This window comes from Paenibacillus alginolyticus DSM 5050 = NBRC 15375, from assembly GCF_000422905.1.
Classification (GTDB): domain Bacteria; phylum Bacillota; class Bacilli; order Paenibacillales; family NBRC-103111; genus Paenibacillus_E; species Paenibacillus_E alginolyticus.
Window position 1 is genome coordinate 109,310 of sequence record NZ_AUGY01000010.1, and the last position, 24,933, is coordinate 134,242.

Consider the following 24,933-nt stretch of genomic DNA (forward strand, 5'->3'; position numbering starts at 1 on the left):
CCAATGAAAACAATTCCGATAGCAGGGAAACAGAAAATAAACGCGATCAAGCCGAAGAAAAATAGCGATGTCTTTTACAGCTCACAATGGCGTCTTATGTATCACAGATTAAAGAAGCATAAATTAGCCCGTATCAGCTTAGTGATTCTAGCCTGTTTTTACATAGCCGCCCTCTTTGCTCAGTTTATAGCGCCTTACGGGTTGGAGAGCTACGACAGTAAATATGTGAATGCGCCTCCAGCTAAAGTGAGCTTCATAGATGCCGAGGGCAAATTTCAATTTAGACCGTTTGTATATGACCTAAAGTCTGCCAGAGACCCGGTTACACTTCGTAAAGTGTTTGTTCCGGATGAGAAGGTTCGCCACTCGATCCGCTTTTTCGTCAAGGGTGAAAGCTATAAATTTCTTGGTTTGATTCCAACGAATAGACATCTATTTGGAGTGGATCAGCCTGGTCGTGTATTTATTTTCGGTACGGACGGGATGGGCAGGGACTTATTATCGCGTATTGTGATGGGAAGTCAAATTTCATTAAGTATCCCTCTCATTGGCGTAACGATTAGCTTTGTCTTAGGTTTGTTTATCGGCGGTGTATCAGGATATTTCGGAGGATGGATCGATTCAGTCATTCAGCGGTTCATTGAAATTATTCGTTCATTTCCGACGCTGCCACTATGGATGGCACTATCGGCAGCCATACCACCGCGTGTGCCCGTAGTAACCATGTATATCTATATCGTCATTATCTTCGCCTTTATTGGTTGGACGGAGCTAGCTAGGGTAGCAAGAGGAAAGTTTATTTCGTTGAAAAATGAAGAATACGTTCTAGCGGCCAAAATAGCCGGCGTTAGCGATGCTAAAATCATTATTAAACATCTTTTGCCTGGTTTTATCAGCTACTTGGTAGTGGCAACAACATTAGCCATACCCGGTATGATTCTCGGCGAGACGGCCATGAGTTTTCTTGGACTCGGTATACGCTCTCCTGCTACCAGCTGGGGTGTTTTGCTTCAGGAAGCTCAACAGATCGAGAATGTTGCTTTGTATCCATGGAAACTAATTCCCTTAGGATTTGTCATCGTTACCGTATTAACCTTTAACTTTCTAGGCGACGGATTGCGCGATGCTGCTGATCCATACAAGAAATAATCCATATTAGCGTAAGGCGAGGAGATATTATGACATCTCAAGCTTCTGTTTCACAATCCGAACAACCCCTGCTTTCCGTTCAAGACCTCAAAATTCGAATTCAAATGGATAATGGGGAAATGAAAGCGGTAGATGGTGTTGATTTTGAGATAAAAAAAGGAAAAACATTAGGTCTAGTTGGCGAATCCGGATGCGGAAAAAGCCTGACCAGTCGAGCGATCATCAGTATTAATCCCAAAGAGTGTGAAACCTCAGGGAAGATTGTTTATCACTCCACTTCTGAGAAGGCGCTAAACGATTTGGATTTGCTATCTCTAGATTCGCGTGGTAAACAGATTCGATCGATTCGCGGGCGCAAAATCGCTATGATATTTCAAGAACCCATGACGGCATTTTCACCGATGTATACGATCGGGAATCAGATCATGGAATCTATTTTAATCCACCGCACCAAAAATAAAAAAGAAGCCAAGAAGATAGCGCTAGAAATGCTCGGTAAAGTTGGTATTTCCGATCAAGAGAAGCGGTTCGACCAATTCCCGCATGAGTTTTCCGGCGGCATGCGCCAGCGCGCGATGATCTCAATGGCCTTGTCCTGCAATCCAGAATTGTTAATTGCCGATGAGCCTACGACTGCGCTGGATGTAACCATTCAAGCACAAGTGTTAGAGCTTATGAAGGGACTCCAACAGGAATTTGGAATGGCCATTCTGCTCGTGACGCATGATCTTGGGATCATAGCAGAAATGTGCGACGAAGTGGCCGTCATGTATCTAGGGAAAATTGTTGAGCAATCGACAGTAGAAGAAATTTTCAATAATCCTAAACACCCGTATACGAAGGGTCTGCTCAAATCGATGCCAAGACTAGGCGGAAATAGACATACACGTCTAGAATCGATCGAAGGAACAGTTCCGATGGCATTCAATATGCCTCCAATGTGCGGATTTTACGAACGGTGTAAGGATCGGATTGATGGTGTATGCAATAAACAGACCGTGCCGAAAACTCGAATATCTGATAGCCATATGGTTAGATGTTTTCTTTATAAGGATAAGGGTGAAGGAGAATAAGGATGTCTAAACCTATACTGAAAGTAAATCATCTAAATAAGGATTTTCAAGTAAAATCCAAAAATAAGCTGTTTAGCAAGCCTTCATCCATTCGTGTTTTGAACAACGTCTCTTTTGAGCTATTGGAAGGGGAAACCCTAAGCATTGTCGGCGAATCAGGCTGTGGCAAAACGACATTAGGCCGCTGTATTGTTAGAGGGATGGATGCGACATCAGGCCAAGTAATCTATCAACCTGAAGGTGAAGAGCAAGTTGATTTTTTAGGGCTGCGAGGCAAAGAATTCAAGAAATATAGAAAAGATATTCAGATGATTTTTCAGGATCCCTATTCATCACTGAGTCCGAGAATGAGCGTATACGATATTATAGCTGAGCCGCTGCTCGCCAACTTTAAGCTGACGAAATCACAATTGGATGACAAAGTTACCCAAATCGCAGAGAAGACCGGATTAAATGTCAGTTATCTCAAACGATATCCGCATGCCTTTTCCGGAGGGCAAAGACAACGTATCGCTATTGCGAGATCACTTATTTCTCAACCGAGACTAATTGTATGTGATGAAGCTGTTTCGGCGCTGGACGTGTCAATTAAAGCACAAATCATTAATCTGCTGAAGGACCTGCAAGAGCAGCTGCAGATCACTTATATTTTCATCTCTCATGATTTATCCATCGTTCAAAACATATCCGACAGAGTAGCGGTTATGCACTTAGGGAAAATTGTAGAATTGGCGCCGGTGGATTCGTTATTTGATCATCCCAAGCATCCCTATACGGAGGCGCTATTGTCGGCTGTACCTGAGCCAGACCCGAATTATAAGAAGGATCGAATTATTCTCGAAGGAGAAGTTCCTAATCCAGCTAATCCTCCAAGCGGATGTCACTTTCATCCAAGGTGTACGTATAAGACCGATAAATGTACGCAGCAAGAACCGGAGCTGCAAGCCGTCGGCGAAAATCATTATGCTGCATGCCACTATGCGAATCAATTAAACTTAAGAGGTGTAATACATGAGTGATACGACAACGATTGATCCTAATGCAAAGAAGCTTATAGTTTTTCTGGACTGCGGAGATACGATCATTGATGAAGGAACCGAAATTAGAGATGACCATGATATTGTCATTAGGGCCAATGTGATTCCAGGGGCCGATATAATGGTGAAGACACTTGCCGAACGTGGATATATAATGGCCATCGTAGCCGACGGTAGGGCGCAATCGTTCAAAAATATTTTAACGCAAAATGGATTGTATGATTATTTCACCACGATGATTTATTCAGAGACGATTAAAGCTTCTAAACCAAGTCCTCGTATGTTTAAAGCTGCGATTGGAGCGTTGGATCTCAGCGAGCAGGATTGCTCCCGTATTGTCATGGTGGGCAACAACCTAAGCCGCGATGTTAAAGGGGCTAATGCAATGGGAATTACGAGTATCTTCTTGAGCTGGACTCCTAGATACCCGAAGTTACACGCAGACGAAAGTGAAATACCTGATTATACGATCAACCATCCGCTGGAATTAATTGACTTAGTAGAAAAACTCAATGAAGAATTAGGATAAATGGATGGTTTTCTGAAGGGATGTTTGATTATATATGGCTAAAATTGATGAAGTAGCAAAATTAGCGAAAGTCTCTAAAGGGACAGTGTCGAATGTTTTTAGCCAAAAAAGACCCACAAGCGATGAAGTAAAAGAGAGAGTCATGACGGTCTCCAGACAATTAAATTATGTGCCTAATCATATTGCGCGAAGCTTGGCTACGAAGAAAACCATGGCGATCGGATTGACAATCCCGCATGGCAGCTTCTTTTTTAGCGCATTTCATACGCAGTTCATCAATGGCGTTATTTTGGAAGCTTCCTATTATGGATACAGGGTTCTGCTTGATATGATTCCTGTGCAAAAGGTGAAAACACCATTCCTGTCGAGTTATCCGATTGATGGTGCTGTTGTGATGAGCCCAACGACCGATGATGACCGTATCAACCTCATGCATGGTGAACAAATCCCCTTTGTTACTGTCGGCAGAGTCATGAATACCAATATTCATAAATCTTTCAGCGTGGATAACGACAATCACAAGATTATTGACAGCATATGCAAATATTTGATCAACAAGGGTCATAAAGACATTATGTTTTTAAATGCAAATGAGCTTATGACCGTGTCCATCGATAGAAAAGCAGGCTTTATCAAGGCGATGAAAGATCATCAACTTGATGTGGAAGATCACATGATTCATCATAAGCCTGCCCTAAATACTAGTGAATACATGGACTATGGCTATGCAGAGACAATTGAAATCCTTGGTAACCAGAAGAAGAAAGTGACCGCGATTATTGCAGATGATGACCGCACGGCATTCAGTGTCCTTAATGCACTCAAGGATTTGAATCTCAGTGTACCAGAAGATGTATCTTTGTTTGTCATATGCGGAGATCTCTCTATGATGGTTCAATCGAACCCGTCTTTGACGAGCATGGATTTGCAGCCTTCGGAATTAGGAGCTCAATCTGTCCGATTGTTAATGCACCAATTAGGCGTTCTGCAAGGGGATTTCTCGGAAAATATGATTATTGAAAGCAAAATTATAGAAAGAAATTCTTGTCTGACGATTGGATAAGTAGTTGAAGACAATATCGGGAGGGCAGCAGGATGAACAAAGACATATGGAACGTAGGCATTATTGGTCTTGGAGGAATTGGCGATTATCATATGAACCATCTTTCGAGAATTGCGAATACGAGAGTTGCAGCCATTTGTGATGTGAATACGAAGGCGGTTCAAGAGGTCGGTGATCGATTGAACTTATCGGCTGAGAAGCGCTATAGCGATTATAAAGCGATTATAGCTGATACCGACGTTGATTTTATCATATCCGGTGTCTCGAATAAATTCCATTATGACATCTTAAAATATGCGATAGAATGCGGTAAACCGATATTTTCTGAAAAACCTTTCACACGAACGATGGAAGAAGCAGATGAATTATTACGCTTGTATGAAAAAAATCCGATACCCTGCATGATTGGATTTTCCTACCGCTACAGACCTTGCTTTCAATACGTTAAACAGCTTGTAGAACAAGGGACTTTAGGGCGTATTCGGCATATTGCCGCCCACTACTTGCAAGAGGAAAACGCGCCTATGTTTAACAAGGAGTACACCTGGCGGTTTAATAAAGAGATGGCAGGGTCAGGTATATTAGCGGATATAGGCTCTCATATGGTGGATGCGGCACGCTTTTTTGTAGGAGAATTTACGCAAGTAGCCGGTATGATGAGCACGTTTATCGATCACCGAACGGATCCGCGGACAAATCAGCTCGTTGAAGTAGACGTGGATGACTTTACCGGATTCCAGTGTGTGCTTGGAGGCGGGGTCATGGGCACCTTTTATACCCATAAAAATGCCATTGGAACGAAAAATCAATTTCAGGTTACGTTGTTTGGCGATCTAGGCACCGTCAGGATTTCGGTCGAACAACCGAATGAAGTTCATTTGACGGTTAGAGAAGGCGAAAAGCTGGAGCTAACAGAAAAAGTCATTCATTTGGACGAGAAAACGATGAAGCCCATGCTGCAGGATTTTGTGGATTATTTGGAACAAGCTAACTCGCAATTACTCCCTACAATCATAGACGGATACCGTAATCAACAAGTGCTGCAAGCGATCATAGATTCAGCAAAAGACGGAGTAATGAGAAGCATATAACTGCATTCATTGTTAGAAAAGGAGTGAGTTGTATGATTAAAGTAACGATATGGAATGAATTTCTGCAAGAGCAAAGAAAAGAAGAGGTAGCCAGGATATATCCCAAAGGGATGCATGGAGCCATTGCTGATGGTATCAGGCAGGATGGATTTGAGATTAGCTTTGCAACCTTTAATGAGCCTGAGCACGGACTAACCCAAGAAAAGCTGGATGCTACCGATGTTCTCATTTATTGGGGGCACGTCGATCACAAGGGCTTTCAGGATGATGTCGTCGATCGTATTTGTGACCGGGTACATAAGGGGATGGGGCTGGTCGTCCTGCATTCAGGCCATCATTCCAAGATGTTCCGCAAGCTAATGGGGACATCCTGCGACCTGCTTTGGAGAGAAGCGGACGAGAAAGAGCGGCTTTGGGTTGTTGATCCATCACATCCAATCGTAGAAGGAATTGGTCCCTTTATCGATTTGGCGGAAGAGGAGATGTACGGAGAGCATTTTGATATTCCCGTGCCTGATGAATTAATCTTCGTCAGTTGGTTTGAGGGGGGCGAGGTGTTCCGCAGCGGCTGCACTTACCGTCGGGGTCAAGGCCGAATTTTCTATTTCCGTCCAGGACATGAGACTTATCCTACCTATCACAACAAAGATGTTCAGCGCGTGATCGCCAATGCGGTTAAATGGACAGCCCCGGTTATAAGAGTAAAAACGTTCTACGGACATCATTCTCCACTGGAGGAAATTAAAAAGTAATGTAAAGCGACACCTTTGAGGTGTCGTTTTTTTGTCGAAAAAGATTTGCACCTGGCAAGCATGAATCGACATACGGAATGATAGATTTGGAATATGATAGATTTGTAGGTATTGGCGTAATTACTCATTGAAGGGGTTGATCGTTTTGGGCAAAAGCAAGATAGAAATATCCTCAAAAGGTATCGAAAAAACTCTTCGTAAGTTTGATTATTTGCAAGCTATTTCTGAATATATTTGGAATGGATTTGATGCAAAAGCTACTGTTGTAGATATAAAGCTTCATAAAAATGTGCTAGGCGGCATAGATCAAATTGTCATTGCGGATAACGGTTATGGCATAAATAGGAAAGAGTTAGAACGGAAGTTTACGCCATTTTTCGAGTCTGAGAAGCAAATTGATCCTGAAAAGCGAGCCAGAACGACTTCGGCTATGCATGGAAAAAATGGAATCGGTCGATTAACCTTCCATCACTTTGCTTCTGATGCAGCATGGACTACGACCTATGTGGACGGCCTTCTTAAAAATACGTATACCATTCGTATTCATTCGAAAAATTTGGATACCTATGAGGTGACGAATAACATCCTAACAGATGAAGAATCAGGAACGACGGTAACTTTTCATAATATCATGAAAGATTTTGTCTATGAGGATTTGTTGACTTTTTTATGTAAGGAATTTGGGTGGTTCCTAGAACTTCATGCTGAGAAACATTTCGATGTTAAAATAGATGGCGTTTCCTTAGACTACTCGTGTGTGATAGCCGAAAAAGAATGTTTTAAAATCGTTCATGAGCCTACACAAACGGAGTTTACAATCAAATATGTTCGTTGGAAAGACCGAATCAATCATGAATATTCCAAACTTTACTTTCTCGATTCACATTTAGAAGAGAAGCATAAGCAGCCGACAACTTTTAATAACAAAGGTGATTCATTCTATCATAGTGTTTATATTCAAAGTAAGGGGTTTGATCATTTTGACTTTGATAGTGAAGACAATGGCGGACAATTGGAGTTATCTTTTGGAGCAAGCAGAAGAAGCGAAGCATTTCAATTTTTAATTGAAGAAATCAACACGTTTATAAAGCAAAAAAGGAAGCCTTATTTAGGTTTATTCGCGGATCATGTGATTGAAGAGTTTGCGGAATCCAAGGCATTTCCAATTTTTAAAGACGATCCTGAGGACACTACCAGAAAACAAGAGCTGGAATCTGTCATCAGGGAAATGTGTCAACTTGAGCCAAAAGTCTTTGCCCGATTAAATCCAGAACAGAAAAAATTGGTGGCTCACCTTATTCACTTAGCGATGGGAGCGAATGAGCGACAACGTTTGTTGGAGGCTTTATGAGATACGATGGGCGCGGAACGTAGATCCTTTATTTCGGAAATTCTGATATTTCATGATTAACGATCGTCTTGTTCTACGGCCTAAATGACTCTCAGCCAGAATGATATCGACTTCCTGACCAAAATCCAGATTGTGCATACAGCCAACCGTGGAGTAAGCCAGTTGTCTGGCTGTGTTATCTAGAATATTCAGAGAATCGCTGCCTGTATCATGCGTTCACATAGTTTGCCCACAATTTCCAGCTTTCTTGCATCAATATCCATAAGTACTAGTTCATCTATTGGTAATACGTCTTTTCGCTTAATCATTCCTTCGATCAGTTCTGGGTGTAGGTAAATTGTTTACAATTTTAGATATTAATCTTGTTTTTTTGAGCAATTATAACGTATGATGAGATTAAAATTTTAGCTCAGAGAAAATAGGGTGAACAGGAAATATATATGTCAATTAATGATAATATTTTGATAAAGATTCGTGATATGAAAGACAGCCTAACTCCTGTAGAGAAGTTGGTGGCTGATTACATTTTGGAGAATTTAGAAGAAATCCCGCATCTTTCGATTAAGAGTCTTGCCGGGCTGACGAAGACCAGTGACGCATCCGTGCTTCGTTTCTGTAAAACGATGGGGTATAAAGGATACCGGAACTTTATTGTAAGTATCTCAGCCTCAATTGGATCTATGGATGATGATGAGAAGAACCAGTACACCGATATACAACCAGGGGATGATCTATCCGTCATTATCTCTAATATTTCTCGCAATAATAGTAAATCTATAGAAGATACCCTTAGTGTCATCGATAAAAATGAAATAGCCCGTGCTGTAAAGGTTCTGCGAGAAAGCAACCGTATTGCTTTTTTCGGAATTGGTGCTTCCGGTCTGGTCGGTATCGATGCGGAGCAGAAATTTTCGCGGATCAACAAGATGTGCCATACCTACACGGACGGGCACAGCCAGCTTACGGCAGCTACCATGCTGGATAAAAGTGATGTGGCCATCTTTATTTCAAATTCAGGCAGTACGATAGAAATTCTAGATGCACTAGAAATAGCCAAGAAGAATGGCGCGTGCATTATTGCCATTACCAAATATAATAAAAGCGAGTTAGCAGATCAGGCGAACATCGTTCTGAGCATCTCGACACCAGAGGTAACTATCAGAAGCGGTGCCATGGGATCGCGAATTGCTATGCTGACGGTCATTGATATTCTTTTTGCTGGCGTAGCTAGTGCGGAATACAAGAAAGTGAAGAAATATTTAGCTAAAACGCACGATATTATTGCCAGCAGCAAACATCGCAAATAAAAGATAAAGACAACGCCTTTGCCAGATAAAGCCGTTGTCTTTTTTTGTTGTTAAATGAAATAAAAAATCAAATGTTTATTGTGAAAAGAAATAAAATTTCAAAAACTATTGACGGTCGTGAAATTTTTCGTTAGTATGAAAATAGAAATTGAATCAAACAGGATAGGAGGATGGCTATGGATGAGTATCTCTCGGGGTTGACTACGGAAGAGATTAACGAGAAAACACAGATGATGGATGAATGTACAACGGAACAAATGCTGCGTTTAATGAATGAGCAGGATGCTGAAGTTCCCGCTGCAGTGGGAGCAGAAATACCGCAGATTATGAAAGCGGTTGATATTTTGCATCATGTTCTGAAAAATGGCGGCAGAATGTTCTACGTAGGGGCTGGATCTTCTGGCAGACTCGGTGTACTCGACGCTTCTGAATGTCCTCCTACCTTTGGTATTGACCCCATGCTGGTGCAAGGTCATATCGCCGGTGGCGATGGGGCACTAAGAACAGCAATTGAAGGTTTTGAAGATAACGCGGAGGAGGGGATCGCACTCATTGAACGGTGCGGTGTGACTGACAAGGATGCTGTTATTGGAATTACGGCCAGTGGAAGCGCACAATTCGTCATTGCCAGTTTGCAAAAAGCAAAGGACATTGGTGCAGCAACGATCGGCGTAGTGAATAACAAAAATTCGAAATTAGAGCCTGTCTGTGATGTGTGTATTGCGCCAGTGGTTGGGCCGGAAGCGATTATGGGATCTACCCGATTGAAAGCGGGGACAGCACAGAAGCTGGTTCTTAACATGCTGACGACCTGTACGATGGTGAAGCTAGGAAAGACTTATAACAACCTCATGGTAGACATGAAAGCAAGTAATATCAAATTGTATGATCGCTCGGTTCGTATCATTAGGGCAGCAACAGGGGTAGATGAAGAGTGCGCTATTACCCATTTGGAAAGCGCTTCCATGAATTGTAAGCTAGCCATTATGATGATAAAAACTGGTTTGGACGCAGCGGAGGCAGAACAAGCATTGAAGCAATGCGACGGCCGTTTGAAAACAGCCATACGTACTTTTAGCAAAGTTGTGTAATTAACTCAATATCAAAAGGAGAGACTTTGAGCTACGCACGCTCAAAGATCCCTATATTAGGAGGTCTATTTTCATGAAAAGAAAAATGCCCGTATTAGCATCCGTCGTCGCTTTAACCATGGCTTTAACAGCTTGCGGTGGTACTTCCGGCACGAAAGCAACAAGTACACCAGCAGGTACAACAACGGCTCCAGCGGCTACAGCCGGCGCTTCAACAGCGAAAGATACCATCACGGCTTTGCTGCCGCCAGTTTCACCGAACTACCAAAAACAGTTCGAACAAATGTCCAAGGACTTTACTGCTCAGTATCCGAACCTGACGCTCAAAATTGAACCAGCAAGCTGGGAAGATATGAAACAGAAATTGGATACGCAAGTGAATGCAGGCAGCCCGCCGGATATTGCATTCGGAGGCTCTGACGGTATCCCTAAGTATTTGCAGCAAGGATTGCTCATGGACATTACGGATGCGGCAACTCCTGAGATGATTAACGATTATGAGAAAGCTCCGCTTGAATACATGAAGAACGGCAAAGGACTTTACGGCTTCCCTGCTTATATGGAAGTTCACGCACTAGGCGGAAATAAAGAGTTCTTGGAAAAGGCCGGTATCGATTGGAAGAAAGTACAAACGAGCGGTTGGACGTACGATGAATTCCGACAAGCGGTCAAAAAAGGCGTCGTAACGGAAAACGGCAAAACGCGCTATGGCTTCGTATTCGCTGTGAAAGGCGTTGCAGCCGTTGACTACTTGGGTATCATGGCCAAAAATGCCGGTATGCCTCACGCGTTTAATAAAGATTTGAAATATGCTTACACAAGCAAAAACTACTTAGGATTGCTCAAAGATCTTCGTCAATTGATTGATGACGGCTCCATGCCGAAAGAGCTTAGCTCCGTAGATGCAGGTAAACGTTGGAACATGTTCTTGACAGGTCAAACGATGATCACTGGTAAAGGTCTTGCGGTGTTTGAAAATTCAGCTAAAACGAACAATGCGAAGCTGAAAGCAGCTGATGCAAGTGCTGTAAAAGACTCGATCCCAGTTGATTATGTTGTATTGCCGGCTCCAACTTTCCAAGGTGCAAAACCTTCATTCGCTACGGTCGTTGACGGTTACATGACGTTCCGCGGTAAAAAGGAACCAACGGCTGAGCACAAAGCAAACGTTGTAAAAGCGGCTTACTTCTTAGCTAGCGGTAAAAATGCTGCAGCAACAAACAGTGATCTGTTCTCTGCTCACATTACTCAAAGCGGTAAAAAAGCGGCTGAGAGCATGAAAATTGACAGAAGTCCTGAGAACGTGGCTGCGGTTGACTACATGTTGAAAAATGCAACACCTGCTCGTTCGGATATCCCGACAGAACTGGGTGCTAAAGCGATCAAATTGGAAACAGAAGTTATCGTACCTAAGTTCCAAGGTCTAATCGCAGGTGAAATTACACCTGAAGCGATGTATGAAGCTGTGAAAACCGCGGCGATTGCTGCATTTGGCGCCGACGGCGTTGTGAAAGATTAATCATAAGTTGTAAACCTCGGATAGTCGTGAAGCATGCTACACGGCTATCCGAACTATTTTAACCGAGTTTTCTGAAACGGGGTTTGACAAATGGCTACTCATATCGCTAAACCGATGAAAAGAAGGAGAATCAGAGGAGAAGGAGCATGGGGATATGCATTTATTGCCGTTGCTTTGGTCGTCTTTGCAATGTTCACCGCATATCCGGTCGTAAGCGCGTTTATCATCAGTCTCCAAGAATACAAACCTCTTGGTTCTACCTATGTTGGATTTGACAATTATGTTTCGACGGTGAAAGACGGTTTGTTTTGGCAAGCCATGCGCAATACCGTCGTTTATACACTTCTGACTGTACCTGTTAACTTGATCTTGTCCATGGTGATCGCTATTTTGATTCTGCCGCTCAGGAAAAAAACGCAGGGATTTTTCAAAGGTGTCTATTACTTGCCTGTAGTTGCTTCAGGTGTTGCTTTATCCGTCGTATGGCTTTGGATCTTCGATCCGATGGAAGGCGGAATTTTAAATCAGTTGATTCATTTCTTTGGCTTCACCAATCAGAACTGGCTCGGATCAAGCAAAACAGCGATGTTTTCTTTAGTTCTGATGTCCTGGCTGTCCAGTCATGGCACGAGCATCATCATCTATCTGGCAGGTCTTCTTGGCATTGATGATACGTATTACGAGGCAGCGGAAATGGATGGAGCGAACTTTTTCCAAAAGCTGTGGCATATCGTGGTTCCTTCTTTGAAACCAGCGACATTATTCCTTTTGGTGACGGGTGTTATCGGTTCTTTCCAAGTGTTTCAGAACGCGTACCTCATGACCGGAGGCGGTCCGAACAATGCGACTACGATGGTGGGTCTACTAATTTTCAATAATGCCTTTACTTATTTTGAATTCGGTAAAGCCGCGGCGCAATCATTGATTCTAGCACTTATTATCGCGGGAATTTCGGTTATTCAGTTTAAATATGCAGGAAAAGACGTCGAGTATTAAGATCGGAGAGACTTTGAGCTCCGCTCAAAGATCCCTATAATGGGAGGATAAAAAATGGCTTTATATAGCAATCATGCAGGAAAACCTAAAGTAAAAACCATACGTAATTCAATCATTTTTATCGCCCTTCTACTTTTTGCTTTGGCGACGATATTTCCGATCTATTTCATGGTCATTTCATCCTTTGCTGATCCGGTTGAGGCCGGAGCGGTGAGCTACTCCATTTTACCTAGCAAGTTTACATTCGCTTCCTTCAAATATTTCTTTGATTACAGCGAGTATTCGTATCGTTGGATTTTGAACTCGTTGATCGTGGCGACTACCGTGATGGTGTCCAACGTCATTTTTGCCAGCATGGCCGGTTATGCATTTTCTAAACTCCGTTTTAAAGGGAGAGGCGTGCTGTTCGCGGTACTGCTTGTCTCCATGATGATTCCTTACCAAGTTACGCAAGTTCCTTTGTATATTCTAGTTGTTAACGTGTTTGAATTGCAAAATACGTACAGCGCGTTAATTATGCCGGGTATCGTTACGGTATATAATATTTTTCTGGCTAAACAGTTCATGAGCAGCATCCCGAACGAGATTATGGAAAGCGCCAAAATCGAAGGGTGCAGCCAATTCACCATCTATTGGAGAATCATTCTGCCTTTGTCTAAAACGGTGCTCGCTGTAATGGCAATTCTAACGTTTATGGATAGCTGGAATACGTTCTTCTGGCCGCTGCTTGTCACTAATACGATGGATATGCAGACGATCCAAGTTGGTTTGAAAAACTTCCGCTTCGCCAATACGACGTTTATCGCGCCGATGATGGCGGGGGCTACGATCTCAGCACTGCCGATGTTTATTCTTTTCTTCAGCTTGCAAAAGTACTTCTTAGAAGGTGTAACGGTTGGAGCGGTGAAGGGTTAATACAAGCCGCGCGTAGGGGAGGCATCACTCAGCATGATAGTGTCCTGGGATCAACAATATCGTCAGGCGATAATCGACTTATGGAATGAAGAAGCTGTGAAAGAAGGCTACAAGGAGCTTAACGAACAAAGCTTTGAACGTATTTTCACGGCAAACCCTTATTTCGATGGTCAAAATACGTTTATTTTATTGGATCAAAATGAGGTTAAAGGCTTTGCCTGCGGGTGTACAGGTGATGACCTGCCGCTTGGAGAAGTGGCTGGGTACATCACTTGCATCGTTCTAGCTGAAGACTTCAAAACCGATGAGATTTATCAAGGCATGTTAGACGCTTTGGAGCATCGCTTTCAGCAGCAGGGGAAAAAGCAAGGCGATGTTTTATTTTTTAACCCGATGTTATTGCCATGGTATATACCGGGGACTCCAAAGCATGAGCATAACAATGCGCCAGGTGTGCCGATTGAGAGTAAATTGTATAAATTTTTGCTGCGAGCAGGGTATGTGGAGCGTGCCAAAGAGTGCGGCATGTATTTGAAGCTGGATGGCTTCACCATCCCGGAGGATGTAATGGCCAAAGAAAATAAAGCAGCCGCTGAGGGTTACACGGTGGAATTGTTTAATTCGGAAAAGCATAACGGCGTAGATGAAATGCTCCAAGGATTTGATAATCTTTTATGGCAAAAGGAAATCGGGCAAAGCACGGCAGATGGTGTGCCAGTTGTGATTGCTGCATATAAAGACAAGGTCATCGGATTTGCAGGACCTGTGATTCGTCAGGACAACGGCCGAGGCTATTTCGCCGGAATAGGCGTGCCTCCTGATCATGAGGGACACGGGTTGGGCAGCATTTTATTCTTTAAACTGTGTGAGGCTTTTCGCTCGATTGGAACCGACTACATGTCGCTTTATACGGGCAGTACGAATCCGGCTATCCGCATCTACGAGAAGGCAGGCTTTACAACCGTCAAACAATTTTCTGTTATGAGAAGGGAGTTTGTGTGAGTGAGCGAGCAAAAGTTATCGATTCTGGCCATTGGTGGCCATGTGGGTGATGCCGAATTAACCGCAGGAGGCGTATTGGCAAGTCACTTTTTGAAGGGGGACCGCATTGCGACTCTAGCGCTGACAGCAGGAGAACGCGGCGTTCCGGCAGGTCAAGATATGGCCGAATATCGCGTACAGAAAGTGAATGAAGCGAAAACCTTTGCCGAGATGCTTGGCGGAGAAGCGTTCGTATTCGACGACATTCCAGATGGCGAGCTGCAGGATAACCAAGAAATGCGTTTTCGAGTAGCAGACGTCATTCGTCAAGTTCGTCCGAACGTCATTATTACGCATTGGAAGAACAGCATGCACAAGGACCATATGACAACACATCGCATCGTCAATGACGCCCGCTTTTTTGCCGCCTTGCCGACGTTTGAGCGGGAGCTTCCTGCCCATTTTGCACAGAGATTGTATTATGCAGAGAACTGGGAGGATGCGGTAGACTACCGTCCGTATGTGTATGTCGACTATGATCAGGAAGCCTTTGATCTATGGGTGAAGGCCGTCTCCACGCACTGGTTCGTAACCGGCAGCAAGTCGTTCAAGTATTTGGAATACTACAAGCATTTGATGAGAGTCCGCGGCCTTGAAGCCAGAAAAGAATATGCACAAACCTTCATGATTCCAGAAGAAAATATGCGTGTGCTCAAAACTGAATTATAACAAATAAAACCAACCTCTACACGCGGCTATTCATTCATGAATGGCCTCGTTAGAGGTTTTCTTAACAATACGTTTGGGTAGAAGCGAGTATGACCTTCGATTTTGCAGTTTGCTGCCATGCACAAGGGAGATTTAGATGGATAATCACTCGGATAGGTGATGATTTTTGTACAGATGAGCAACAGATCTTAAGCGAAACGTACTTAGCATCAACCATAATTAACACGCTCGTCAAGGACGGCAGCATCTGTTTTCTTTTTATCAAACAAAATGTGGGAGGCAGCTATGATCAGAAACGGTATCGATTGCATTGGGGAGTACACTCATATATTCAAAGGGAAACGATTGGGACTCATTACGGCCCCTACCGGCTTAAACAATGACTTCGTATCCACCATTCAAATTTTGCATGAGAATTTCAATCTTACAGCCTTGTTTTCACCGGAGCACGGTGTTCGTGGAGATCAAGCAGCAGGTGCCCTGGTAGAAACGTATCTGGACCCGATCACACAGGTGCCGGTGCATAGCTTGTACCGTAAGGATTCCAAGCGCCTGAGCCAGGAAATGCTTGATGAGGTTGATATGGTCGTCTATGATATTCAGGACATAGGTGCAAGATACTACACTTTTATTTATACGATGCTATATGCTTTGGAAGATTGTGCGAAAGCAGGCAAGCCGTTTGTCATTTTGGACCGGATCAATCCACTGGATGGAGTGACGGTAGAAGGTAACATTTTAAAGCAGGACTATCAATCTTTTGTTGGCAATTACCCACTTTGTGTGCGTTACGGTCTGACTGCCGGTGAGGTGGCCACCATGGCTAACGATCAAATGAACTGGCAATGTGATCTCCATGTAATTCGTGCCAACGGCTGGGAGCGGAAGATGCAATTCGCTGATACCGGTCGACATTGGGTGATGCCTTCTTTGGGGATTCCTCGGTTTGAAACAGCATTGTTGTATCCAGGCACCTGTATATTTGAAGGTACTAACCTGTCTGAAGGCAGAGGAACCACAATTCCTTTTGAAATAGTTGGAGCTCCGTTTATCAACGCTCAACAACTGGCGGACGATATGAACAGCAAGAAAATGCCTGGGGTCGTTTTCCGTCCGGTTTATTTTAAACCGACCTTTTCCAAATTTCAGGGGGAGTCTTGCAGCGGTGTGCAGCTTCATGTGCTGGATACCCGAGCGATTCGTCCTTTGGAGACAGCGATTACATTGATGTATACCATTAAGCGTAACTATGAACAATTTTCGTTCCTTCCACCGCTGAAAGAGGGATCCAGGCCTTTTATTGATTTATTGTGCGGGGATAAGGTGTATCGTGAAGATCCATTAGATGTTTCGGTGCTGTTGGAGCAATTTCGGGACGAAAGTCGGGAATTTGCACACATGAAACAGCAGTATCATCTGTATTAAGGCGTTTAGAGCGACTAATGAATTACTTACGAGCAGTTGATCTTGTGGAAAAAAACAGAAGTAGCATGTTCCCTCAACGAAATCGGAACATGCTCTTTTGGCTGTTGATTAAAGAACGCACAAACTTGAAAAGGAGTCGTTGTATTTGAATAAACGAGATACAGCAAGGAAAAAAGGTGCAATTTACTACTTTAAAAAGAAAGCGTAGACATTTATATTGACATGAAAGATATTCCAGCCTTATAATTCAGTTAATCGATTAAATAAGGAGGTGAAACGGCTAATTGAAGAGGTCGACACTCAAAGAGGTAGCTAAGCTAGCTGGCGTATCTACGGCTACCGTATCCAATGCACTAAATGAAACGAAATACGTTAGTGAAGAAGTCAAAGACAAGATTAATAAGGCAATTGAAGAGCTGAATTATCAGCCTAATATTGTAGCCAAGAGCCTGCGCGTACAGGAATCTCGCATCATTGGTGTGCTAATCTCGGATGTAGCCAATCCATTCTTCTCTATTGTTGTAAGAGGAATCGAAGAAGAATTATCCAAAAGCAACTATAGCATTCTACTTTGCAACACGGATTCTTCTGTGGAGAAAGAGCGAAAGTATCTTGAAGTGATGATCGGCAAAAGGGTAGATGGTTTGGTTGTCTCCTCCGCTGGTAACTCAGGCGATTATTTCCGATCCCTGGATAAGACGGGTGTTCCCATTGTATTCCTGAACAGGTGCCCGGAATTCATGAATTCCGATGTGATTATGACGAATAATATTCAGGGGGCTTATTCTGCCACCGAACATCTGATTCGGCATGGTTACGGTAAAATCGCAATTATTACTGGGCCTTCTTCCATTAGTACAGGCAAAGACAGGTTGATCGGCTATAAGAGAGCGCTTGAGGATTACGGTGTTGCTTTATCGGACACGCTTGTGAAAGAGGGACTGTTCACTATCCAGAGCGGTTACGACAAGATGAAAGAACTGATGGAGCAGGATTCGAAGCCGGATGCCGTGTTTGTTTCCAACAATTCGATGACACTAGGGGCGTATAAATACTTAAAGGAAGCGGGAATTCGTATACCCGACCAGATCGCGGTTCTCGGATATGACGACCCCGATTGGGCAGATATCGTGGATCCGCCGATAACGACGGTTAGGCAGCCAGCCTATCAATTGGGTGTACACGCGGCGAACTTAATGCTCGTTAGAATAAATGAAAAGCAAGTGAAGCGTGAAATTATGTATATGGATACAACATTGATTATCCGACGCTCCTGTGGCTGTACGGGTGAATAAGACCAATAGGGTTTTCGACCAGAAGAGAAAAGCTCTTAAGAGCAGCTGTCGTAAACCCGATAAGTGGACTCATCGGCTCATTTTCAATTTTTTTAAAGCGGTTATTTAATCGATTAACCAAAAAAATGCTCATAATTAAGCTTAAAAGTAAATTTTTACTGAAGCCGGAAACCACGCGACAAATCATCCTTACTTTTACCGTAACTTGTACGCAATGTATCAGATTCCGCGAAGTGATCGCATCCTATTTTTAAAAAAATAAAAACATCTTGGAGGAAACGAACATGAAAATAGCAGTTGGAGGAGACCATGCAGGCTTTCCATTAAAGGAGACTGTTGTAAACGCTTTAAAAGCTTTGGGGCACGAGGTGATGGATTATGGATCGTATGATAGTAATCCTGTCGATTTCCCTGATATTACCCGAACGGTATGCGCAGCAGTGCTCTCGGGTGAAGCAGAACGAGCCATAATGGTATGCGGAACAGGTGTGGGAGCGTGCATCGCAGCGAATAAAATACCGGGTATTCGCGCATCCGTTTGCCACGACATCTATTCCGCACATCAGTGTGTGGAACACGATGACGTCAATGTTATGTGTGTTGGCGCACAAATTATCGGTCCAGTAATCGTAGTGGAACTGCTCGAAAGCTTCTTGAAAGCGGAATTCAGTACCGCAGAGGAGTTCCGCAGAAGAGTTGAAAAACTGCACGAGATGGAGCGCCAGTACACGCCGCAGAATCCAGCGGTTTCCGAGTAAAAATGCTGAATTCACAGGAGGTTACAATGGCGCAACCAGCAAGAATTGTTGTTGTCGGAAGTTTGAATATGGATTTGGTCGTCGTAGCGCCTCGGATAGCTCTTGAAGGAGAGACGATTCTAGGCGGGCAGTTTTCTACCATGCCTGGCGGTAAAGGCGCCAATCAAGCGGTGGCCGCCAGCCGGCTTGGCGCAAAGGTGCACATGGTTGGCTGTGTTGGTGACGATGGGTTTGGTCAAGAACTGCTCGCCCATTTAAACCAAGAGAACATTGATACAGAATATGTTTCAACGCTAGCTGGCATATCGAGCGGAGTGGCCATGATTACGGTGAATGAATCCGGAGAAAATAGCATCGTTGTCTCCTCAGGAGCCAATGCCCGAATGACACCTGATCATGTTCGACGAGCGGAGTCGGTCATATGCTCCTCGGATCTGCTCTTGATTCAATTGGAAATTCCAATGGAGACCGTAGAAGAAGCCGTTTCAATTGCGAACCGCCATCAGGTTCCGGTAATACTCAATCCTGCTCCTGCGAACCAGCTATCGGAAGCACTTCTGAAGCAAGTGGATATCCTGACTCCGAATGAAACGGAAGGCAAGCTTATCATTACCGGTCAGGCCGACGGGGATGCCAGCGTGGAAGAAATCATTTCGACGCTTATCAATAAGGGCGTAAAACGTGTCGTTATGACCCTTGGCGGCGATGGGGCTGCTTACTCCGAGAAGGGAACCATTCAACATTTGAAAGCGCATCAAATGGAAGTCGTGGATACCACAGGGGCTGGCGATTCCTTTAATGCAGGGCTTGGCGTCTACCTCGCCGAAGGCGGTTCACTTGAAGAAGCGGTACAATTTGCTCAAAAAGCAGCAGCATTGTCAGTTGCAAAGCTGGGCGCTCAACCAGCGATGCCAAGCAGAATCGAAGTGGAACACTTTCACAATAAACGATCCAATGGAGGAGAAGTTTATGAATCATAAAACAATTATTCATTCTATCATGTCCATCATGTTGGTTTTGGGAGTATCTGCTTGCAGTACGAAAGAAACGAATAATGGGGCAACGACTACGACGCCGACCGCTGCAACTGCACCTGCTGCAGCTGAGAAAGTTGACCTTCGCGTAGCATGGTGGGGAGGTCAAGCCCGTCATGACAAGATGAATAAACTATTCGATCTGTTTGAACAAAAACATCCGAACATCAAGGTTTCGCGTGAATTTACAACAGAGAATCAATATGCAGAGAAATTCACGACGCAAGCGGCGGGAGGCAATGCGCCTGATGTTATACAAACAAGCAGCTTCTTCCAGTTCGATTTTGTGACCCGAAATATGATGCTTGATTTGACCCCGTTTGTTTCATCAGGAGCCGTGAATACGAAGGATTTCGATCCCATCGATGTAGGCGGCGGTAAAGTTAACGACAAGCTGTATGCGATTAGCCTTGGACATAATATTACTGGTGTTCTCTATAATACAGCCATGTTCAAAAAAGCGGGCTTAGAGCTGCCCAAAAATAATTGGTCATGGGACGACTATGTCGCAGCAGCAAAAACTGTCCAAAAATCATTAGGTAATGATGCGTGGGCTACTGAGGACGAAGGTGGCGTTTATCGGGTGTTAGAGTTATTCGCCCAACAAAGAGGCAAATCGGTGTTCAAAGAAAAGGGGCTTGGCATCGAGAAACAGGATTTGACGGACTGGTTCACCTTTTGGGATAAAATGCGGAAAGACGGCTTAACGCCGCCTCCAGCGATTCAAGCTGAACAAGGCGATAAAACGCAGGAACAGTCGATGCTCGCGCGTGGCAAGGTGGCCATGATCAGTAAAAGCTCCAATCAGCTGAAAATCTATCAAGGCAGCGCCAAAGACGAGCTTGGCATCGTAAGTTATCCGATGGATCCGAAAGGCGATAAAAAGATTCCGCTGATCGTAGCATCGCTCGGAATTACTGCGAAAACCAAACATCCAAAGGAATCAGCTATGCTCATCGATTTCGTCGCTAATGATCCAGAAGCGGCTCAAATTTTTCTAGGTGAGCATGGCCCGCAAGCTTCCAAGAAAATGCAAGAAGTGATAAAACCGTTACTCGGCGCTCCAGAAGGCAAGGAATACGCATTTGTAAATGAAATGCTGCCTTCCACGAAACCATATCCAACAATGCCGGGCGGTAGCACATCCGTACAGAAGCTGCTGCTTTCCAATAATGAAGCGATCGCATTCGGTAAAAAAACGATTCCGCAGGCAGTAGACGAATTTTTTGCACAAGCGAATCAAATTCTGAACCGATAAGTCATTTACTAAGGGCAAGGGCTCAAGAAGCAAATCTGGAGCCCTTGTTCACACAGAGGAGTTCATGTCATGTCGACATTATTGAACCGCAAACGATGTTATGGATCATCCCATACCTTTTCCTAACGCCCTGGCTGATTGGTCTGTTGTTGTTCAGCACCATTCCGATTCTCAGTTCATTGTACCTCTCCTTTACGAATTATAATTTTGTGAACAGTCCTAACTGGATTGGATTAAAAAACTACGTTGCCATGTTCACCTCGGATCCTCAATACTTGCAAGCAATGAAGGTTACGTTTACATACGTTCTCATTGCTGTTCCACTTGAGTTAGCTTTTGCTCTCTTTCTGGCGCTGATGTTAAACAAAGGGATTCGGGGGCTAGGCATTTACCGTGCCATTTATTATGTGCCATCGTTAATTGGCGGAAGCGTGGCCATTGCAATATTATGGCAGCAGGTGTTTGGAGAGCACGGCATTGTTAATCAAGTGCTTGGAACTATCGGAATCGATATGCCGAGTTGGGTGGGGACTCCGGACTATGCGATTTGGTCGATTATTTTGCTGAAGGTTTGGCAGTTTGGTTCGCCGATGGTCATCTTCCTAGCCGGACTCAAGCAAATCCCGCAGGATTACTACGAAGCATCATCACTGGACGGTGCTGGCAGATGGAAGCAATTTCTTCATGTCACCCTGCCGATTCTGTCACCGATTGTTTTGTTTAACGCGATCATGCAGATTATCAGTTCGTTTCAGGCTTTCACACCTGCTTATATTATCAGTAACGGTACAGGTGGACCTGTGAATTCTACCCTATTTTATACGCTGTATTTGTACCAGAACGGTTTTGGTAACTTTCAGATGGGCTATGCTTCTGCTATGGCCTGGGTACTGCTCATTGTCATTGCTTGCTTTACAGGGTTGGTTTTTTTGACATCAAAAAAATGGGTTCATTATGGAGATTAGGGGGTGAGGGGATGGCAATGAAGGTTCAGGTTCATAAATTACTGCTTCACGCACTTATTATCACAGGTATCGTACTCATGATGTACCCCGTATTATGGATGATCATCAGTTCGTTTAAACCAACGGAAACGATTTTGACGGATAACAGTCTTATACCGAAAAATTTGACGCTCATGAACTATTTTAAAGGGTGGAAAGGTACATCGGGAACAACGTTCAGCACGTTTTATTTGAATTCGCTGCTCATGGTCGGGTTGGCTGTAATTGGCAACATCGTATCTTGTTCGCTAACGGCTTATGCATTCGCAAGATTGGAGTTTAAAGGAAAAAAAATCATGTTTGCCTTAATGCTAATGACAATGATGATTCCAATGCATGTGCTTATTGTTCCCCAGTACATCGTTTTCAATAAATTGGAATGGGTCAACACCATTCTTCCGATCGTCGTACCGAAATTTTTTGCTGTAGAAGGATTCTTTATTTACTTAACTGTTCAATTTATACGAACGCTACCACGCGAGCTAGATAAAGCAGCTACAGTCGACGGATGTGGTCCAATCACCATCTATACGCGGATTATTCTGCCTTTGACGACTCCAGCCATCGTAACTACAACGATTTTCACATTTATTTGGACATGGAATGACTTCTTTAGCCAGCTTCTTTACCTTAGTGGCGTGAAAAAATATACCGTAACACTTGCGCTTCGCATGTTTACCGATGCTGGCGGTGAGGCAGCTCTCGGGTCGCTATTCGCCATGTCGGTGGTTTCCATTATTCCGGTATTTTTAATCTTCTTGTTCTTTCAACGATATATTGTCGAAGGTATAGCGACGTCTGGAATCAAATAGACAAATAGCAAAGAGCGTAGATTGCCGTGATGAGGCAGGATACGCTTTTTTTGCTGTTTAATGTGTTTGTCTAAGACTTGATTGTGTGCGTTTTTCATAACCCGGTTCATTTTGACGCGGTAAAGTGGTTCGGGTCGTGAAAAACACTGGTTTTAAATATATGATTATCACAGCTAAGTATCTTGCGGAATTGACCGATGCTTGCGAGAAGGGAGAGATTGTTTTTTTGCTTATACTACTAGCATGCGATGAATTGGCACCACCCTGATTCCCAAGGAAACACGTTGGATTTCCAGGGCAATATTGGTGCTTATTTATCGAAGTTGGGTAAAATCACTCAGTGATTGGAACAAGTCTTTACAATAAAATAGGCAGGTTGCGTGAAGTGCCTTTTCTGTGTATCATTCCCAAGAGAAGCATCGGCTTCCTTGTATCCTTACGTCAAAATATGTCCACTTTCCACGTGGAGAACTGGCCAACGGTTTCAAAGAAAGATTGCACTTGCTTTTCTTGTGTTGTATCCAGTAGGTATGACGTGATTGGGACGAAATGGACCTTTTTAATTATTCGGGACCTTCTTATCGAAGGTACGCTGCGATTCAGCGATCTGCTGAATCAATGGATGGGATTAGCCCAAAAACACGCGTTGAATATACGTTAACGGAAAAAGGACGGAGATTGGAACGTATATTTGTTGAATTAAAGAGATTTGGATTTAATTTGTAGAATACGTAATAAAAAACCAGGCAATAACACATTCTTGTGTTGTTACCTGGTTTCTGTTTTTAGGATTCCACCTAGCTTATTTTTCTCTATTTAATATCCCAATAAAGAGATCAGCTATATGTGGATCGAAATGTATCCCTTTTTTTTTGCTTATTTCATTAATAGCTGATTCTTTACTCAGAGGTTTCCTGTAGACACGTGTAGATGTCATGGCATCATAAGAATCTGCAATAGCCATGATGCGAGCGTATAAAGGGATTTCTTCGCCTTTTAATCCTTCTGGATACCCTGTTCCATCGTATTTTTCATGATGATATAGAACAATATCCATTATACCGTTTTTGTTAAATGCAGAAATATGTTTAATTGTTTCGTAGCCGATAACGGGGTGTTTTTGAATAATTTTGAACTCCTCATCCGATAATCGCCCTGTATTCGTAAGTATATATTCGGGAACACCGATTTTGCCTATATCGTGTAGTAAGCCGCCCACATAAATGGCATCACATTGCTCGCTGGAAAGTTTCATCTCTTTTGCGATTTTTAAAGCATAATTAGCTACTTTTTCAGAATGTCTTGCGGTGTATGTATCTCTAGAATCTAAGGATTTCGTTAGAGCTGAGATCAAGTCAAATGTGACTTCTCTTCTTTTTTGGTAATTATTTTCCATTCTAGTCGCAATGAGGGTCATGATCACATACACACACCAAAGAGTGAGGAACGAATCCATGGGAGGGATTTGTTTAAATTCTACATAGGACCTCAATAAAACTACCATTGTACAAAGAATGATTAGGACCGCCAACGGTTTTTTCGAAAAGCCAATGCCAAGAAATACAACTGAAAGCAGATAAAAAGCATATGTATCAAACTCAGGAAAAATAAATACATATATAATCGTATTCAATAGTAGAGTTAGAAAGAATCCGTATCGAAATACATAATCACGGCTGAAATGAGTGATTACTCTTTCTTTAGATCGTAAATGCATAGGAAATTCCGCCTTGTTTAAGTATTGTGATTTACTAAGTTTGTATT

Annotated in this window: 24 protein-coding genes and 1 pseudogene; 23 read left to right on the plus strand and 2 right to left on the minus strand. The window is 43.3% G+C overall.

What is annotated here, in order from left to right:
* The first annotated feature begins 3 nt into the window (after positions 1-3).
* From G519_RS0105005 to G519_RS0105040, 8 genes are all read left to right on the plus strand, one after another.
* Positions 4-1,149: an ABC transporter permease gene (locus tag G519_RS0105005; protein ID WP_051253069.1), complete on the plus strand. Its 1,146-nt coding sequence runs from the start codon at positions 4-6 to the stop codon at positions 1,147-1,149.
* 29 nt (positions 1,150-1,178) lie between these two features.
* A complete protein-coding gene (locus tag G519_RS41765; protein WP_036632067.1) occupies positions 1,179-2,222 on the plus strand; it encodes an ABC transporter ATP-binding protein in 1,044 nt (347 codons plus the stop codon).
* A gap of 2 nt (positions 2,223-2,224) precedes the next feature.
* Positions 2,225-3,241 carry an ABC transporter ATP-binding protein gene (locus tag G519_RS0105015; protein ID WP_029193753.1) on the plus strand — a complete coding sequence of 339 codons (1,017 nt, stop codon included), beginning with the start codon at positions 2,225-2,227 and terminating at the stop codon, positions 3,239-3,241.
* Positions 3,234-3,788, plus strand: coding sequence for an HAD family hydrolase (locus tag G519_RS0105020; protein WP_029193754.1), 555 nt, complete (start codon positions 3,234-3,236; stop codon positions 3,786-3,788). Before G519_RS0105015 ends, G519_RS0105020 begins: the two co-directional genes overlap by 8 nt.
* Before the next feature lie 34 nt (positions 3,789-3,822).
* Positions 3,823-4,851, plus strand: coding sequence for a LacI family DNA-binding transcriptional regulator (locus G519_RS0105025; protein ID WP_029193755.1), 1,029 nt, complete (start codon positions 3,823-3,825; stop codon positions 4,849-4,851).
* A gap of 32 nt (positions 4,852-4,883) precedes the next feature.
* Positions 4,884-5,942: a Gfo/Idh/MocA family protein gene (locus G519_RS0105030; protein WP_029193756.1), complete on the plus strand. Its 1,059-nt coding sequence runs from the start codon at positions 4,884-4,886 to the stop codon at positions 5,940-5,942.
* A 32-nt stretch (positions 5,943-5,974) separates the two neighbouring features.
* Positions 5,975-6,694 (plus strand): ThuA domain-containing protein, encoded by a 720-nt coding sequence (locus tag G519_RS0105035; RefSeq protein WP_029193757.1) that lies wholly within the window; start codon positions 5,975-5,977, stop codon positions 6,692-6,694.
* Between the two features lie 145 nt (positions 6,695-6,839).
* Positions 6,840-8,045: an ATP-binding protein gene (locus tag G519_RS0105040; RefSeq protein ID WP_029193758.1), complete on the plus strand. Its 1,206-nt coding sequence runs from the start codon at positions 6,840-6,842 to the stop codon at positions 8,043-8,045.
* A 188-nt stretch (positions 8,046-8,233) separates the two neighbouring features.
* Here the strand turns inward: G519_RS0105040 and G519_RS48730 are convergent, their stop codons facing one another.
* Positions 8,234-8,383, minus strand: a complete 150-nt coding sequence (locus G519_RS48730; protein WP_409371989.1) for a family 4 glycosyl hydrolase — start codon at positions 8,381-8,383, stop codon at positions 8,234-8,236.
* Positions 8,384-8,485: 102 nt separating this feature from the next.
* On the opposite strand from G519_RS48730, the gene G519_RS0105045 reads away from it, so the two are divergent.
* From G519_RS0105045 to G519_RS48735, 15 genes and pseudogenes are all read left to right on the plus strand, one after another.
* A complete protein-coding gene (locus G519_RS0105045; RefSeq protein WP_029193759.1) occupies positions 8,486-9,352 on the plus strand; it encodes a MurR/RpiR family transcriptional regulator in 867 nt (288 codons plus the stop codon).
* Between the two features lie 176 nt (positions 9,353-9,528).
* Positions 9,529-10,443: an N-acetylmuramic acid 6-phosphate etherase gene (gene murQ, locus G519_RS0105050; RefSeq protein ID WP_029193760.1), complete on the plus strand. Its 915-nt coding sequence runs from the start codon at positions 9,529-9,531 to the stop codon at positions 10,441-10,443.
* Positions 10,444-10,516: 73 nt separating this feature from the next.
* Positions 10,517-11,962 carry an ABC transporter substrate-binding protein gene (locus G519_RS0105055; RefSeq protein WP_029193761.1) on the plus strand — a complete coding sequence of 482 codons (1,446 nt, stop codon included), beginning with the start codon at positions 10,517-10,519 and terminating at the stop codon, positions 11,960-11,962.
* Positions 11,963-12,052: 90 nt separating this feature from the next.
* Positions 12,053-12,958 carry a carbohydrate ABC transporter permease gene (locus G519_RS0105060; RefSeq protein ID WP_029193762.1) on the plus strand — a complete coding sequence of 302 codons (906 nt, stop codon included), beginning with the start codon at positions 12,053-12,055 and terminating at the stop codon, positions 12,956-12,958.
* A gap of 54 nt (positions 12,959-13,012) precedes the next feature.
* A complete protein-coding gene (locus tag G519_RS0105065) occupies positions 13,013-13,873 on the plus strand; it encodes a carbohydrate ABC transporter permease (RefSeq protein WP_029193763.1) in 861 nt (286 codons plus the stop codon).
* A gap of 33 nt (positions 13,874-13,906) precedes the next feature.
* A complete protein-coding gene (locus G519_RS0105070) occupies positions 13,907-14,875 on the plus strand; it encodes a GNAT family N-acetyltransferase (RefSeq protein ID WP_029193764.1) in 969 nt (322 codons plus the stop codon).
* Positions 14,876-15,583 (plus strand): PIG-L deacetylase family protein, encoded by a 708-nt coding sequence (locus G519_RS0105075; RefSeq protein WP_029193765.1) that lies wholly within the window; start codon positions 14,876-14,878, stop codon positions 15,581-15,583.
* Positions 15,584-15,868: 285 nt separating this feature from the next.
* On the plus strand, positions 15,869-17,008 hold the full coding sequence (locus G519_RS0105080) for an exo-beta-N-acetylmuramidase NamZ family protein (protein ID WP_029193766.1): 1,140 nt from the start codon (positions 15,869-15,871) through the stop codon (positions 17,006-17,008).
* Positions 17,009-17,292: 284 nt separating this feature from the next.
* The gene (locus G519_RS0105085) at positions 17,293-18,303 is read left to right on the plus strand and encodes a LacI family DNA-binding transcriptional regulator (protein WP_029193767.1); all 1,011 of its coding nucleotides are present in this window, start codon (positions 17,293-17,295) and stop codon (positions 18,301-18,303) included.
* A gap of 284 nt (positions 18,304-18,587) precedes the next feature.
* Complete coding sequence (rpiB, locus tag G519_RS0105090; RefSeq protein ID WP_029193768.1) at positions 18,588-19,061, plus strand: ribose 5-phosphate isomerase B; 474 nt, start codon at positions 18,588-18,590, stop codon at positions 19,059-19,061.
* Positions 19,062-19,087: 26 nt separating this feature from the next.
* A complete protein-coding gene (rbsK, locus tag G519_RS0105095) occupies positions 19,088-20,041 on the plus strand; it encodes a ribokinase (RefSeq protein ID WP_029193769.1) in 954 nt (317 codons plus the stop codon).
* Positions 20,031-21,353 carry an ABC transporter substrate-binding protein gene (locus tag G519_RS0105100; protein ID WP_029193770.1) on the plus strand — a complete coding sequence of 441 codons (1,323 nt, stop codon included), beginning with the start codon at positions 20,031-20,033 and terminating at the stop codon, positions 21,351-21,353. The genes rbsK and G519_RS0105100 overlap by 11 nt, the downstream gene beginning before the upstream one ends.
* Positions 21,354-21,448: 95 nt before the next feature.
* The gene (locus G519_RS0105105; protein WP_036632070.1) at positions 21,449-22,318 is read left to right on the plus strand and encodes a carbohydrate ABC transporter permease; all 870 of its coding nucleotides are present in this window, start codon (positions 21,449-21,451) and stop codon (positions 22,316-22,318) included.
* An 11-nt stretch (positions 22,319-22,329) separates the two neighbouring features.
* Positions 22,330-23,169, plus strand: a complete 840-nt coding sequence (locus tag G519_RS0105110; protein ID WP_029193772.1) for a carbohydrate ABC transporter permease — start codon at positions 22,330-22,332, stop codon at positions 23,167-23,169.
* A 448-nt stretch (positions 23,170-23,617) separates the two neighbouring features.
* Positions 23,618-23,895 (plus strand): annotated as a pseudogene (locus G519_RS48735) (winged helix-turn-helix transcriptional regulator).
* Positions 23,896-23,971: 76 nt separating this feature from the next.
* On the opposite strand, the gene G519_RS0105120 reads toward G519_RS48735, so the two are convergent.
* Positions 23,972-24,886: an HD-GYP domain-containing protein gene (locus G519_RS0105120; protein ID WP_051253071.1), complete on the minus strand. Its 915-nt coding sequence runs from the start codon at positions 24,884-24,886 to the stop codon at positions 23,972-23,974.
* Between the last annotated feature and the right edge of the window lie 47 nt (positions 24,887-24,933).

Coding starts and splice junctions, on each gene's coding strand:
- G519_RS0105005 (WP_051253069.1), top strand. CDS start 4: ATGAAAACAATTCCGATAGCAGGGAAACAGAAAATAAACGCGATCAAG.
- G519_RS41765 (WP_036632067.1), top strand. CDS start 1,179: ATGACATCTCAAGCTTCTGTTTCACAATCCGAACAACCCCTGCTTTCC.
- G519_RS0105015 (WP_029193753.1), top strand. CDS start 2,225: ATGTCTAAACCTATACTGAAAGTAAATCATCTAAATAAGGATTTTCAA.
- G519_RS0105020 (WP_029193754.1), top strand. CDS start 3,234: ATGAGTGATACGACAACGATTGATCCTAATGCAAAGAAGCTTATAGTT.
- G519_RS0105025 (WP_029193755.1), top strand. CDS start 3,823: ATGGCTAAAATTGATGAAGTAGCAAAATTAGCGAAAGTCTCTAAAGGG.
- G519_RS0105030 (WP_029193756.1), top strand. CDS start 4,884: ATGAACAAAGACATATGGAACGTAGGCATTATTGGTCTTGGAGGAATT.
- G519_RS0105035 (WP_029193757.1), top strand. CDS start 5,975: ATGATTAAAGTAACGATATGGAATGAATTTCTGCAAGAGCAAAGAAAA.
- G519_RS0105045 (WP_029193759.1), top strand. CDS start 8,486: ATGTCAATTAATGATAATATTTTGATAAAGATTCGTGATATGAAAGAC.
- murQ (WP_029193760.1), top strand. CDS start 9,529: ATGGATGAGTATCTCTCGGGGTTGACTACGGAAGAGATTAACGAGAAA.
- G519_RS0105055 (WP_029193761.1), top strand. CDS start 10,517: ATGAAAAGAAAAATGCCCGTATTAGCATCCGTCGTCGCTTTAACCATG.
- G519_RS0105060 (WP_029193762.1), top strand. CDS start 12,053: ATGGCTACTCATATCGCTAAACCGATGAAAAGAAGGAGAATCAGAGGA.
- G519_RS0105065 (WP_029193763.1), top strand. CDS start 13,013: ATGGCTTTATATAGCAATCATGCAGGAAAACCTAAAGTAAAAACCATA.
- G519_RS0105070 (WP_029193764.1), top strand. CDS start 13,907: ATGATAGTGTCCTGGGATCAACAATATCGTCAGGCGATAATCGACTTA.
- G519_RS0105080 (WP_029193766.1), top strand. CDS start 15,869: ATGATCAGAAACGGTATCGATTGCATTGGGGAGTACACTCATATATTC.
- rpiB (WP_029193768.1), top strand. CDS start 18,588: ATGAAAATAGCAGTTGGAGGAGACCATGCAGGCTTTCCATTAAAGGAG.
- rbsK (WP_029193769.1), top strand. CDS start 19,088: ATGGCGCAACCAGCAAGAATTGTTGTTGTCGGAAGTTTGAATATGGAT.
- G519_RS0105100 (WP_029193770.1), top strand. CDS start 20,031: ATGAATCATAAAACAATTATTCATTCTATCATGTCCATCATGTTGGTT.
- G519_RS0105105 (WP_036632070.1), top strand. CDS start 21,449: ATGTTATGGATCATCCCATACCTTTTCCTAACGCCCTGGCTGATTGGT.
- G519_RS0105110 (WP_029193772.1), top strand. CDS start 22,330: ATGGCAATGAAGGTTCAGGTTCATAAATTACTGCTTCACGCACTTATT.
- G519_RS0105120 (WP_051253071.1), bottom strand. CDS start 24,886: ATGCATTTACGATCTAAAGAAAGAGTAATCACTCATTTCAGCCGTGAT.